At 67.5% G+C, this 12,330-nt stretch carries 11 protein-coding genes, 2 tRNA genes and 1 rRNA gene; 3 read left to right on the top strand and 11 right to left on the bottom strand.

Going from position 1 to position 12,330, the window contains the following annotated elements:
* Positions 1-101, top strand: a 5S ribosomal RNA gene (gene rrf, locus KBY71_RS12440); the annotation flags it as partial.
* Positions 102-242: 141 nt separating this feature from the next.
* Here the strand turns inward: rrf and KBY71_RS12435 are convergent.
* The 4 genes from KBY71_RS12435 to KBY71_RS12415 all read right to left on the bottom strand — a co-directional run bounded on the left by KBY71_RS12435 (position 243) and on the right by KBY71_RS12415 (position 3,290).
* Positions 243-656, bottom strand: a complete 414-nt coding sequence (locus KBY71_RS12435) for a DUF4440 domain-containing protein (RefSeq protein WP_254929214.1) — start codon at positions 654-656, stop codon at positions 243-245.
* Positions 653-2,086, bottom strand: coding sequence for an acireductone synthase (gene mtnC / locus KBY71_RS15145; RefSeq protein WP_315858558.1), 1,434 nt, complete (start codon positions 2,084-2,086; stop codon positions 653-655). Before mtnC ends, KBY71_RS12435 begins: the two co-directional genes overlap by 4 nt.
* A gap of 17 nt (positions 2,087-2,103) precedes the next feature.
* Positions 2,104-2,949: a DNA-formamidopyrimidine glycosylase gene (locus tag KBY71_RS12420; protein WP_254929213.1), complete on the bottom strand. Its 846-nt coding sequence runs from the start codon at positions 2,947-2,949 to the stop codon at positions 2,104-2,106.
* A 131-nt stretch (positions 2,950-3,080) separates the two neighbouring features.
* Entirely contained in the window at positions 3,081-3,290 is a 210-nt protein-coding gene (locus tag KBY71_RS12415) for a photosystem I reaction center subunit IV (protein WP_190389246.1), read from the bottom strand.
* 166 nt (positions 3,291-3,456) lie between these two features.
* On the opposite strand from KBY71_RS12415, the gene KBY71_RS12410 reads away from it, so the two are divergent.
* Both KBY71_RS12410 and KBY71_RS12405 read left to right on the top strand, forming a co-directional pair.
* Positions 3,457-4,497 carry a hypothetical protein gene (locus tag KBY71_RS12410; RefSeq protein ID WP_254929216.1) on the top strand — a complete coding sequence of 347 codons (1,041 nt, stop codon included), beginning with the start codon at positions 3,457-3,459 and terminating at the stop codon, positions 4,495-4,497.
* 127 nt (positions 4,498-4,624) lie between these two features.
* Positions 4,625-6,109, top strand: a complete 1,485-nt coding sequence (locus KBY71_RS12405; protein ID WP_396095428.1) for a RecQ family ATP-dependent DNA helicase — start codon at positions 4,625-4,627, stop codon at positions 6,107-6,109.
* A 27-nt stretch (positions 6,110-6,136) separates the two neighbouring features.
* On the opposite strand, the gene KBY71_RS15090 is transcribed toward KBY71_RS12405, so the two are convergent.
* The 7 genes from KBY71_RS15090 to KBY71_RS12370 form a co-directional block, all read right to left on the bottom strand.
* Positions 6,137-7,651: a LysM peptidoglycan-binding domain-containing protein gene (locus KBY71_RS15090; RefSeq protein ID WP_261354827.1), complete on the bottom strand. Its 1,515-nt coding sequence runs from the start codon at positions 7,649-7,651 to the stop codon at positions 6,137-6,139.
* A gap of 102 nt (positions 7,652-7,753) precedes the next feature.
* The gene (locus KBY71_RS12395) at positions 7,754-9,127 is read right to left on the bottom strand and encodes an aldehyde dehydrogenase family protein (RefSeq protein ID WP_254929212.1); all 1,374 of its coding nucleotides are present in this window, start codon (positions 9,125-9,127) and stop codon (positions 7,754-7,756) included.
* Positions 9,088-9,879 carry a hypothetical protein gene (locus tag KBY71_RS12390; RefSeq protein WP_254929211.1) on the bottom strand — a complete coding sequence of 264 codons (792 nt, stop codon included), beginning with the start codon at positions 9,877-9,879 and terminating at the stop codon, positions 9,088-9,090. The genes KBY71_RS12395 and KBY71_RS12390 overlap by 40 nt, the downstream gene beginning before the upstream one ends.
* A gap of 80 nt (positions 9,880-9,959) precedes the next feature.
* Complete coding sequence (locus KBY71_RS12385; RefSeq protein WP_254929210.1) at positions 9,960-11,342, bottom strand: sensor histidine kinase; 1,383 nt, start codon at positions 11,340-11,342, stop codon at positions 9,960-9,962.
* 113 nt (positions 11,343-11,455) lie between these two features.
* Complete coding sequence (locus tag KBY71_RS12380; RefSeq protein ID WP_254929209.1) at positions 11,456-12,034, bottom strand: response regulator transcription factor; 579 nt, start codon at positions 12,032-12,034, stop codon at positions 11,456-11,458.
* An 80-nt stretch (positions 12,035-12,114) separates the two neighbouring features.
* Positions 12,115-12,186, bottom strand: a tRNA-Thr gene (locus KBY71_RS12375).
* 10 nt (positions 12,187-12,196) lie between these two features.
* A tRNA-Tyr gene (locus tag KBY71_RS12370) sits at positions 12,197-12,278 on the bottom strand.
* Between the last annotated feature and the right edge of the window lie 52 nt (positions 12,279-12,330).

Raw genomic sequence — 12,330 nt, 5'->3', positions numbered from 1 at the left:
CAGTGGAACCACTCCGATCCATCTCGAACTCGGTTGTGAAACGCTGCAGCGGCGACGATATTTGGGGGGTAGCCCCCTGAGAAAATAGCTCGATGCCAGGTAAAACATTCATTCCAATCTTTTCAGCTCACTGTTTAGAACACGTGATCTGAAGCAAGAGAAGCCACCCGAGAGGGTGGCTTTTTTGTTGGCTTTGGCTACGGTCTCAGGAGACAGTGGCGAGAGGAGCAGGGCCTTGCCCCTCAGGAGCGATGGGCGTGCACCTGCTTCCAGGCCCCGTTGTGGTGATGCCAGATGCGGGTTTCGCAGCAGCTTGCTGTGACGGGTGCCCCATCCACCACTTTCTGGGTCAGGCGGGTGTAGCTCAACACCGCTGCATCCGAGCCGATCCAGCGGATGTGGGGACGCGCCATGGTGACCTGTACCGGTGTTGACCCGGCATTGGGGTCTGCGGGTAGATCGAAATAGAACCGATGGAACGGCAGGCCTTCGCTGAGGATGCCATTGGTTTCCGCTTCGAAGCAGGTGAGATCGGAGCTGCAGTGGGCGGCATAGGCGTCCCAGTCCCCTCGCACCACACTGTCCAGCAACGCCTGATTGAGGGCCAGCAGCTGTTGATCCGGGCTGGGATCGGATTGCGGGAGGGCGTCGTTCATGCCAGAAGGTCCACATCGTCTAGAGAGCTGATCCTCTCAAATCGCCCAGGATCGCGGCAGGGATTGCCGTCGCGATCGCTGAACAGCACCTTCATCCCGTTGGCTTCTGCGGCTTCGCATTCCGCGACGGCATCGCTGATGAACAGCACCTGCTCTGGCGCCACCTCCAGTGCACGCACGATGGCCGCAAAGCTGCTCGGGTCCTGCTTCGGGCCGATCCGGGTGTCAAACCACTGCTGGAACAGGGGCCGTAGATCTCCTGCGCTGCTGTGGCCGTACAGCAGTTGTTGGGCGGCCACCGACCCGGATGAATACACCGAGAGCTCCAGACCTGCGCTGCTCCAGCGCCGCAACGCTGCGGGCACATCGGCAAACAGGGGGCCCACCAGATCCCCCTCCCGATAGCCCTGCTCCCAGATCAGTCCCTGCAGCTGCTTGAGCGGCGTGAGCTTGCGGTCGTGCTCGATCAGCCAGCGCAGATAGGGCACCACCGCACCATGGCCCCCTTGGCGCAGCGCTTGCGCCTCTGGATCGGGATCCTGCTCCCAGGCTGTTTGTACGTCGGTGAGCAGCTCCTGTACCGCCGGTGTGCTGGCGTGGACCTGCAGAAAATCCTCCAGCCTGCTGGCTGCGTAGGGAAAGAGGCAGCCGCTCACAAAGCTCACCGGGCAGGTGGTGCCCTCGATGTCGAGCAGCACATGGCGGATGCCAGTGACCCGCACCCGGGAGCGCGCGGGCCCTGCGGTGGGTGTGGCGTTCGCCCGGCCCCCCACCAGGCTCTGCAGCAACAGCTGGCGCCAATGCTGCTCCAGCAGGAATTCCAGAATCTCCAAATGGCGGCGGGCCGACCCCAGATCCCGCCCCCAGGCATAGAGGCCATGGCCAGCGATCAACAGGCCGTAGGGGGCCTGGGCCAGGTGGGGTTCGGCCGTAGCGCGGAGACGCTGCAGGTCTTGGTCGTTGGCGAGCACGGGGATGGCGATCCTGCTCGCGTGGCTGGGGATTCCTTCGAGTCCCTTCAGCATTTCCAGGTCGTGCAGGCCCAGATAGGCCACGTCTGCGTGCGGCTGGGCTGGCGATCCCTGGGGGCCATAGTGCTGGGACAGCAGGGTGCCGGCCTGGGAGTGGGTGTGCAGCACGGCGCCGGCCCCGCAGGTTTCCACCAGGGCCAGATGGAGCTGGGTTTCCGCGCTGGCGCGACCCTCGCCTCGGAGCACCGTGCCGCTGCCATCCACCACGATCAGTTGCTCCGCCGCCACTGAACCCTTGTCCACGCCGCTGGGGGCCATCAGCAGCTCGAGGGGCTGGCGCTGCAGCACGCAGCTGAAGTTGCCTCCGGTGCCATCACACCAACCGCGGCGGTGGATGGCGGCCATGGTGTCGCTCAGGTGCTGGGCCAGGGCGGCTGGGCTGGTGGCTGCGGGGTCCACGCTCGGGTGCGGTTGGCTCAATGCTGGCAGTTCGGGCACCAGTGGCTGCTGCGTCCCCCCAGCTTGTCGCGATGAATAGGACTGTGGCACTGGCGGCATGGCTCGCCGCCGCGCCGATACACCCAGGCCACGCCGCCATAGTTGCCATTGCTGCCGGTGAGGTCGCGGAAGTCGCTGAAGGTGGTGCCCCCCGCGCCGATACTGGTTTCGAGCACCTCCACCAGGGCCCGGTGCAGCTGTTCCAGTTGGGAGGTGCTCAGCCGACCACTGGGGGTGTGGGGCCGGATGCCGGCGGCAAACAGCGACTCGTCGGCATAGATATTGCCCACCCCTGCCACCAGAGACTGATCGAGCAACGCGTTCTTGATCGGCCTGCTGGAGCCCTTCAGCCGTTGGCGGAGATAGCTGGGGTTGAAGGCTGCGCTGAAGGGTTCCGGCCCCAGCTTCTGCAGGCCGGTGATCACGCTCTCCACGGGCTGGCCCGGCGGCACCCACCACATCTGGCCGAAGCTGCGGGTGTCGATGAAGCGCAGCTCCTGGCCCGTGCCATTGAACAGCTGCACCCTGGTGTGGGCACAGGGCGGTCGCGGGCCCTCGAGCCACAGGAACTGGCCGGTCATGCGCAGATGCACCCCCCAGGTGCCGGCGTCATCGCCATCGCGGCTGAGCTGGCCCATCAGGTATTTGCCTCGCCGCTGCCAGGCGCCCACTTCCGCCTCGCTGAGGGCGGCGGCGAAGGCGGCTGGCGTCGCCGGGCTGGCAATGGCCCGGTGCCGATGCACCTCCACCCGGTGGATCACAAAGCCCCGGGTCTGCCGTTCCAGGCCTCGCCGCACGGTTTCGACTTCAGGCAGTTCCGGCATGGAGGCAGGCGAAGTGGGGCCCAGCAAAAAACCCGTGCCACCAAGGGTTGCACGGGCGTCTGGGGCTGGGTGTCAAGCACCCTGAGCCCTGGTTGGAAAGGCGGGCCTGAAGCTCAGGTCTCGCCGAGCTCTCAGGCCTTGTCGAGTTCGCTCTCGGCGAAGTTGTTGGTGTTGATGCCGCCTTCGGAGCCGCTGAAGCCGTTGTAGTTCACCTTCTCGAAGCGAACCACCACCGGGTAGCGGATGCCGGATGTGTCGATCGAAGCGACGGTGCCGACTTCGTTGAACCAGTAGGACTCGGGGCGCTTGATGCGCACCTTGTCGCCGCGGGAGATGGCCATCGCTGCGCTGTAGATCGGGTGGCTGCCAGAGGGAAGATAGCCGCGGCCTTGGGGGGCTCAACCGCCGGCGTCACGATTCGTCGCCCTTGCCGCGCGTGGTGCTCGAAGGGACGCCCGGGCCCGTGGCACGATCGGCCCTTCCGCAGCCCGTCTCCTTCCCATGGCCATGGCCCCCACGGAGGTGCCGGCGGCGCCGGTTTTGAGCCTCGAGCTGCCCGATCCCGACAGTGACACCATCAGCACGATGGAGTTTCTGGCTCGGCTCGAGGAGGCCTGGGCCGTGTGCGATCGCTTCGATCTGCAGACCGAGATCTGGCGGGGGCGGATCCTGCGGGCGGTGCGGGATCGGGAGAAGCGCGGTGGTGAGGGACGCGGCACCGGCTTTCTGCAGTGGCTGCGCGAGCGGGAGATCAGCAAGACCCGGGCTTACACCCTGATCCAGCTGGCCGAGTCGGCCGACAGCCTGGTGGGCGAGGGGATGCTGGCGGAAACCAGCGTGAATAACTTCTCCAAGCGGGCGTTTCTGGAGACGGCCCAGGCCGATCCCGAGGTGCAGCAGATGATCAGTGAGGCGGCCAATGAGGGTCAGCAGATCACCCGCAAGCAGGTGCGGCGCCTCAGCGATGAATTCACCGCCGCCACCAGCCCCCTGTTGCCCGAGGCGATCCGCCAGCGCACGGCTGAAAACCTGCTGCCGCCCCGGGCCGTGGCCCCCTTGGTGAAGGAGCTGGCCAAGCTGCCGGAGGAGCAGCAGGAGGACCTGCGCCGGGTGCTGCAGGAGGAGCCCGAGCTCGAGCGGGTCAAGGATGTGACCAGCACGGCCCGCTGGCTCAGCAAGGCGGCGGAGGCGGCTCTGGCGGTGCGGGCTTTCCAGCAGGGGGGGCTGGATTTTGAAAAGGCCCTGCAGGAGGCCCAGCGGCTCGATGCCCTGGGTTTGCTGGCCGATGCGGTGGGTCAGGCCCAGGCGCTGGAGAGTGCCGTGCTCAAGCTCCACACCAGCTGGCGGCGGCTGGGCGGTCTGCAGGAGCGCCTCTGGGTGGAGAGCGGCAGCAGCACGCCCCACCTGCGGGACCTGCTCACGGCCTTGCAGTCGCTCAGCGGCAGCACCCTGCGGGTGTCCCTGGGGGAGCTGGCGGGCGGCAAACGGGTGCGGCTGCAGCTGGTGGAGGAATCGCCGGATCAGCTGGAGCCGCCGCCCCTGCCCTGACCCTGCATCTGGTGGCCGCTAAGGTCGGAGCGCGCTACCGGTAGGGCCCATCGCTGAGCTGGACCCCATCGAGCAGGCCCCCATCGAGCGGGACCCCATTGAGCTGGATCCCCTCGAGCTCGACCCCCTGGAGCGGGCCCTGGAGCGCCACTTCGGCTGGTCGGGCTTTCGGCCGGGACAGCGTCCGGTGGTGGAGGCCCTGCTAGCTGGCCAGGATTGTTTGGCGGTGTTGCCCACCGGTGGGGGCAAGTCGCTCTGTTATCAGCTGCCAGCCCTGGTGCGCGGCGGACTGGTGCTGGTGATTTCGCCCCTGGTGGCCCTGATGCAGGACCAGGTGGGGCAGCTGCAGCGCCGTGGCATTCCGGCGGCCTGCCTGCATGGGGGGCTGGCCCTGCCGGAGCGCCGTCGCCTGTTGGAGCGCCTGCGGGACAACCAGCTGCGCCTGCTCTACCTCGCCCCGGAGCGGCTCCAGGCGGAGGCCACCCGCCAGCTGCTCGACGACGTGCTGGAGAGCGGCCAGCTGGTGGCGTTGGCGGTGGATGAGGCCCACTGCATCAGTGCCTGGGGCCACGATTTCCGCCCCGATTACCGCCGCCTGGGCCAGTTGCGAGCCCAATGCCCGGGGGTTCCCCTGGTGGCCCTCAGTGCCACTGCGGCGCCCCAGGTGCGGGCCGACATCATTCGCCTGCTCCAGTTGCGCCGGCCGCTGATCCAGGTGCGCTCGGCCCGTCGCACCAACCTCGTGTACGGCATGCAGCGCCGGCCGGAGGACCCCTTGTCCCTGGTGTTGGAGGCGGTGCAGGCCGCGCGGGGAGCGGTGCTGATCTATGCCCGCACCCGTCGCACGGTGGAGCTCTGGGCGGCCCGTTTGACAGGGACTGGGCTGGAGGCGATTGCCTATCACGCCGGCATGGATCCGGAAAGCCGGCAGCTGGCCCTGGAGCACTTCCAGCACCAGCCCCGGCCGGTGCTGGTGGCCACCGTGGCCTTTGGGATGGGTGTCGATCGCCCCGATGTGGGTCTGGTGCTGCACCTGGACCTGCCCGCCAGTGCTGAGGGCTATTTGCAGGAGTCGGGGCGCGCGGGGCGGGATGGTCTGCCGGCCCGCTGCCTGGTGCTCTACGACCCGGCCGATCGCACCAGCCTGGGCTGGGCGATTCGCGGGGTGGGGTCGTCCCAGGGCCCGCAGGAGCAGCCCCGGCTGGAGCTGGCCCAGCAGCAATTGCGGCGGATGGAGGCGGTGGCGGAGGGCGAGGGCTGCCGGGAGCAGGCCCTGTTGCTAGCCGTCGGGGAGCTGGGCGCGGCCTGTGGCCGCTGCGACAACTGCCAGAGCCAGGCGGAGAGCCGCGATTGGGGTGGGGAGGTGGCCGAGGCGTTGGAGGCCCTGGAGGCCCGGCCGGGGCGAGATCTGCGCAGCTTGGCGGAGGACCTGGCCGCAGGGGCGGCCGGTGGGGAACAGCCCCGGCAGGAAGCCCGCTGGGGCTGGCTGCTGCGGCGACTGGTGCAGGAGGAGTTGCTCAGTGAGAGCGATGACGGGGCCCAGCGCCTCTATCTGCGGGCTTCGGGCCGGCGCTACCGCCGCCAGCCGTGGCCGTTGCACTGGGCCGCCTGAGCCCCCGTGCTGGGGACCCCGGACCCGCTAACTGGTGCGGGCCTTGCAGATGTCGCTGATCAGCTGCTCCTCGAAGTCGGTTTGGGGGGCATCCCAGCTCTTCCACTGGCCCGACTGGCTCGTGGCGTTCAGCTTGCGGGCCCCGCAGTTGACCGCCAGATAAACCGGTTTGCCGTCGCCGTTGAGCGTGGGTGCCACATAGCTGCCGCCCATGGGCTGCCAGTTGGCCCAATCCACCTGGAGCGGGCCGTAGCTGCGCCAGTCGGGCCCCAGCGGTTTGTTGGCGGCCACCTTGCTGGTGGCGCTGGGCCGGGCTGTGGTGGCTGCCCTGGTGGGGGTTGGCTTGGGTTTGGTGGTTTCTGGCTTGGGCGTGGCGGCTGTGGCTGCGGCAGTTGTGGCGGCGACGCCGGTGGTGGCTGTGGCCAGGCTGGAGGTGGGCTTGCTGGCGACCGCACCGCTGGCGGGGCTCGTTTGGGCCGTGACCGTGGGAGTGACCGTGGCCCTGGGAGTGGCCGTGGGCTGGGGGCGGGGAGTGGGCTGGACAGCGGGCTGGACAGCAGCTGGCACAGCAGGTTTCGCGGTCGCGATCACCGCTGGTTTCGGGGCGGCTGGTGCTGGGCTCGCTGTGCTGGCTGTGGGTGTGATGGGTTTGGGCTTGGTTTGGGCGACGGGTTTGGCTGTCGCCGTGGCTGTTGTTGTGGCCTTGGGCGAGGCTTTGGGGGCCGGCTTGGCGGCTGGCTTGACGCTGGCCTTGACCGGGGGCGGTGCCTGCAGTTTCAGCCGGGTGCCGGAGACGACCAGGTCGGGGTCGTCGATCTTGTTGAGGGCCACGAGCTTCTCAACGGGCAGGCCGTAGCTGTCGGCGATGGTGGAGAGGCTTTCACCGCTGCGCACCACGTGCTCCTTAGCGTTGGCCGTGCTGCCGGTGCTGCGTGGGGGCGCTGCCGCAGAGGGCCGCCCGGGGATGGCCAGGCGCGTTCCGGCCACCACCAGGTTGGGGTTGGCGATTCGGTTGAGTTGGATCAGCCGGTCGGTGCTGGTGCCGAAGCGATCGGCGATTTCCGAGAGGGTTTCCCCGCTTTTGACGGTGTACGGGGCCGTGGGCAGGGGGCGGGGGGCGGCTGCGCTGGCGCTGTTGCGGGCGCCCGGCACCACCAGCGTCTGGCCCGCCACCACCAGGTTGGCGTTGCTGATGCCGTTGGCCTGCATCAGCCGGGTGAGGCTGACGCCCTCGCGATCGGCAATTTCCGAGAGGGTTTCACCCGGCTGCACGGTGACACGGCCCCTGGAGCCTCCGGCGCCCGGCGCCGCTGCGCTGCTGCGGGCTCCGGGCACCACAAGCCTCTGGCCCGCCACCACCAGGTTGGGATTGCTGATGCCGTTGGCCTGCATCAGCCGGGTGAGGCTGACGCCCTGGCGATCGGCAATCTCCGAGAGGGTTTCCCCGGGTTTCACCACCACGTCGGCCAGGGCCGCAGACGGGGCCAGGCCTGGCAGTGGCAACACCACGGCTAGGGCCAGGGCGGCAAGGGAGCGACGCATGGACACTACACATAGCTGCCGGAACGTTAAGGGGGTTGTCCGGTCCCATCCAGTCCCCCGGAGTCCACCGGCGCATCAAAGGTTCTGATCGCCCCAGCCCAATCAGCCCAACAGCCGCTTCACCAGGGCCAGTTTTCCGGCATAGGGGGGGTAGCGGAAGGGCAGATCGAGCCAGAAGGGGCGCCGTAGCACCGCGCGCTGGTGGGAGAAGGTGAGGAAGCCGGCGTGGCCGTGATAGTTGCCCATGCCGCTCTCCCCGACGCCGCCGAAGGGCAGGGCGGCGGCACCGGCCTGCAGCACCACGTCGTTGAAGCACACCCCGCCGGAGCTGGTGGTGGCGAGGGTGCGCTCCTGGGCGGTGCGGTTGGGGCTGAACAGATACAGGGCCAAGGGTTTCGGCCTGCTGCGCACCTCGGCCAGGGCGGCCTCCAGGTCGCAGATCTCCAGCACCGGCAGGATCGGGCCAAACAGCTCCTCCTGCATCAGCGGATCGTCGCCGCTCGCCACCGCCACCAGGGTCGGTTCGATGCGGCGACGTTCCGGATCGCAACGCCCCCCCGCCAGTACCTGGCCGCGCTCGCGGGCGCCCGCCAGCAGGCTCTCCAGTCGCTGAAATTGGGCGTCGTTGACGATGCAGCCCAGGTCGTCGCTGCGCAGGGGATCGGCGCCGTAGAAGCGGGTCCACTCGGCGGCGATCGCGCTCACCAGGGCCTGGCGGACCGCGGGCTGCACCAGCAGGTGGTCGGGGGCGATGCAGGTTTGGCCGGCGTTGAGCCCCTTGCCCCAGGCCAGGCGCCGGGCGGTGGTGGCGATGTCGGCATCGGCGAGCACGATGGCCGGACTTTTGCCCCCCAGCTCCAGGGTGACGGGCGTGAGATGGCGGGCGGCGGCGGCCATCACCAGCCGCCCCACCCGGCCGCCACCGGTGAAGAAGATGTGGTCGAACCGCTCCTCCAGCAGTGCGGCGGCCACGGATCCATCGCCAGTCACCACCTGCACCACATCGGCGGGGAAGGCTGCGGGGATGCAGCGAGCCAGGAGTTCGGCGGTGCGAGGGGCGTGTTCGGAGGGCTTGAGCACGGCGGTGTTCCCTGCTGCCAGCGCACTCACCAGGGGATGCAGGCACAGCTGGAAGGGGTAGTTCCAGGGACCGATGATCAACACGCAGCCGAGGGGTTCGGCCTGCACCCAGGCCTGGCCAGGCCGCAGGGCTGCCTTCAGCCCGACCATCCGCGGGGCCATCCAGGCCTTCAGCATCCGGCGGGTGAGGGCCAGCTCGTGGCGCACCGCCACCAGCTCAAACATGGCTTCGAGGGGGGGCTTGCCCAGGTCGGCGGCCAGGGCTTCGAGCACCTCCGCCTCGTGGTTGGCCAACAGGGTGCCCAGGCGCTCAAGCTGCTCCAGGCGCCAGGCCAGGGGACGGGTGCTGCCGTCACTCACCGGCTGGCGCAGGCTGCTGATGGGGGGGGTGAGCATGAGGGGGGCTGGGGAGAGTTCAGCGAATCCAGTTCAGTCCAGTCCAGACCAGGGACGGCCTCGAAATGACGGCGATAGCTCGCCCGGATGGCCTGGATCAGCTGACCGATGGCGGGGCTGAAAAGAAGCTCCGTGCGCACCAGGATCACATCGATGCCCGTCCGACCGCTGGGCCAGGGCAGGGGCTCTAGGGGGTGCACCTTTTGTGCGGCTTGCAACTGCAGGGGCGAGACGCACACCCGCGGATGGGCTTGGGGGCCTGGGCTCTCAGGAGCCTGGATAAGCAGCAATGGGTACCGCACCAGCGGCAGGGCGGTGAGTGGGCCGCCTGCCAGCGTTCGGTCCTCTGTCTCCACTACGGCCAAATCAAGCACCCGTTGCTCCAGCAGGGCCGCGATGCGCTGGTGTTGGGCGCTGTGGAGCTCCACTGCTGCAGGCAGCACCGGGGGCTTTCCTCTGTGAAGCGGGCGATTGCCCGGGTGCCCCACCCAGCGCAGCTCGCTGGACTGCTGGTTGAGTCGCAACCACTGCGACGATTGCCTCAGACCGTTCAGCAGGGCCTGGTTCGCTCCGGCGCGGTAGATGCCGTCTCGTTGCTTGCCGAAGTCGATTCCGAGCAGCTCACTCATCTTCCGGTGGATGCGCGACACGGAGCTCTGATCCCGGCCGGTGAGATGGGCCACCTTGTGGGTGTTGAGGGTGATCTCCAGGAAGTCGAGGACTGGCAGACCATCTAGGAGAACGTCGGGCATGGCGAGGCCAGGCTCCCAAAGGGACCAAGGCAAATCTGCACGACCCTGCAGGGTTGGCCCAATCCCCACTTGTGGGTAGGTCAGGCTGCGGGGAAGCGCAGTTGAACCAGGGCACCTCCGTGCTCGCTGCAGCCCAGATCCATGCCTCCCTTGTGGTGATCCATGGTGGTGCGCACCACGAAGAGTCCCAGGCCGCTGCCCTCGGCCTTGGTGGTGTGCAGCGGTGCGGCGTCGCTCTCATCGCCGCGAAAGCCCGGTCCGTTGTCGGCCAGGGTCAGCAGCCAGTGCGCGCCGTCCCGATGCAGGCTGATGCCGATCCGGGGATCCTGAACATCGGCCTCCACCAGGGCCTCGCAGGCATTGCGCAGCAGGTTGACGATGGCGATCTGGATCTGGGCACCATCCCCCTCAATCCAGGCAGGGCCGGAGGCCTCCTCCTCAAGGCCGCTGCTGTCCAGGCCCAGGCGAGAGGCTGCCGTGGCGGAGCGGGCGTAGAGCACGGCGCTCCGGGCCACCTCTCGCAGGTCGATGCGTTGGTGCTCGGTCTGCACATTGCGCAGCAGCGTGCGCATCTTCTCGATGGTGGTTACCATCCGTTGCGCCTCCATGGCGAGGTTCTGCAGCTGATCCCGCGCGGGGGCAGGCAGCAGGTCGGTGCCCTCGCCCTGGTGAAGCAGCAACTGGCTGTTGAGCAGCACCGTGCTTAGGGGCTGGTTGATCTCATGGGCCACCGCGGCGGCCTGGAGGCTGCTGCTGAGCTTGGCCTTCAGCAGTGCCAGGGTCTCGGCCTCTTTCAGGCGGGAGATGGTCTGGACCCGTTGCTGCTCATCCCGCAGTGGTTTGGTGATGAGCACCCCCGCGATCGCTGCCACAGGAAGCGTGAGGAGCAGACTGAGCAGATAGGACTGGCTGATGTTGCCAAGGATTTGGTTGCGTTCTTTGACGACCTTCCCCGCGGAGATATCGATGCCAAGCACCGTCTCAAAGCTCCCGTCACTGCGGATCAGTGGGATGTAGCTCGACATCCAGGTGCCCCATTGATCCGTGACAAAGGTCCTGTCCACCTCAAACTTCCCTGTGGACCAGACGCGATGCAGGGCGTCTGTGCTTGGGCTGGTGGGCATCACCACGCCAATGGCTGTGAAGTCCTTGTCGTTGTAAGGGGTTCCGTCAACAACGAACAGATAGCGGGAGAAGGGATCTTTGATAAATCCCTCGGCCTTGCGCAAGGTGTAGATGTAGTGGATGCCGTCGATGTCCGGGAGTGCACCCGTGAGTGCGGCATGGGCTTGCTGATAGGCCGTACTGGTCATCTGGCTCGGATCCCGTAGACCCGCGATCGCATCGGCATCCAGCTGGCTGGCCACCAACTTGGCCGCATCCTTAAGACGCAGCGCGGTCTGTTGGCTGGCGAGGGTCTGACTGCTCCGTAGTAAGAACACGCCGGTCACCAACGTGGTCACACTGGCGGTGCTGACTAGGACCAGCGCCAGGGTGGTGGCAATGGGGGACAGGCGGGACTGCAGTGTGCGGAATGCATGCAGGGGGCCTCGGGGACGGCCAGGGTCAGGAGGTTTCACGGTGTGGCTTCCTGGTTCAGGTTGCCCAGCAGGGCCGCCTGGCGCACCAGTTGGCCGCCACTGAGTTCCAGTTTCCGGGCGATCGTCTTGCGGTGGGTTTCCACTGTGGTCAACGCCAGCCCCATGGTGGCGGCGATCTCCTTGTTGGTGAGGCCTTGGCCGATCAGCCTGTAGAGCTCCTTCTCGCGGGTGGTCAGACTTGGCAAGGGCTGGTCCAGCAGCTTCTGGAGCACGGCCTGCAGCTCGCCGAAAGCTGAGGTCTTGTCCACCACGCCGTAGATCAGCGGTTGGAGTCGGGTGGGGCAGATGAAGCTGGCGGCCTGTCCCGAGAGCACCACCACCTTGGCGGCCGGATTGGATGCGGCCAGGGCTTCGGCCACCACCACCCCATCGCCATCGGGCAGCGAGAGATCGAGGATCAGCACATCGGGGGGATCGCTCCGGCAGTGCGCGAGGGCCTCGGCCTGGCTGGTGGCCGTGGCGGTGATCGTGAGGCCAGGTATGGCCTGCAGCATTGCGCGGAGCAGCTGCAGAAACATCAGCTGGTCTTCAACGATCAGGCAACGCCGAGGCACCGGGTTCTGTCCACTGGCAGAACTTTGCCTGGGGATCAGGGCCCTTGGCTGCAGAAGCGGTGCCAGCTCTACAGGTTGTAAGCCCTTGACGAGACTTGAACTCGTGACCTCTCCCTTACCAAGGGAGTGCTCTACCGCTGAGCTACAAGGGCGTGTGGAAGGTGGGCCGGGTTGGATTTGAACCAACGTAGGCAGAGCCAGCGGATTTACAGTCCGCCCCCATTAACCACTCGGGCACCGACCCGAACCACACCCGAAGAACTTACCAGCCGGGGGTTCCGCCCCTGGCGCCGCTG

The organism is Cyanobium sp. T1B-Tous, from assembly GCF_024345475.1.
GTDB lineage: Bacteria > Cyanobacteriota > Cyanobacteriia > PCC-6307 > Cyanobiaceae > Cyanobium_A.
Note: the sequence above shows the minus strand (reverse complement) of the source record. Positions and strands in the feature narration are given on the sequence as shown.